Genomic DNA, 562 nt, shown 5'->3' on the forward strand with positions numbered 1-562 from the left:
TGACCGATAACGCAGGCCGCACCGTATCGTATGAGCATGACAACGATCTTCTGACCGGCGTTACCAATGCGGACGGTGATACGCTGCACTATACCTACGATGGCGACGGCTATCTGAACAGTGCTACCGACTTTGAAGGCGAAGTCTATATTAAGAACGAGTATGACGGCATAGGCCGTGTGGTAAAGCAGACATTTATCAATGCGGACATTCCCACTGTTTCTAACGTTTCCTATGACGATGAAGCGCGTGTTACGACCTGTGTAGATGCTAATGGGCTTGAAACGCGCTACTACTACGATAACCACCGCAACATTCAGAAAATCGGAACAGTTATCGACGGCACGGAATACACCACCGCCAACACCTATGACGGCGATTATCGCGCCAACTCTGCAAGCGACCGTCTGAACGGTGCAACCGCATACGAGTATGACAGCAATGGCAATGTGACGAAAGTTCGCTATGCGGACAATACCGCTATGACGCTGACTTATACGGTAGGCGGCGATATTGCGTCTATCACGGACGCGCTCGGCAATACGGAAACCTATACCTACTC

General features: G+C 50.7%; 1 pseudogene. It reads left to right on the forward strand.

The window, feature by feature from the left end:
• Nucleotides 1-562 (forward strand): annotated as a pseudogene (locus DW806_RS14980) (RHS repeat protein); the annotation flags it as partial.

Source organism: Butyricicoccus sp. AM32-19 (assembly GCF_003480365.1).
Lineage (GTDB): Bacteria > Bacillota > Clostridia > Oscillospirales > Butyricicoccaceae > Agathobaculum > Agathobaculum butyriciproducens.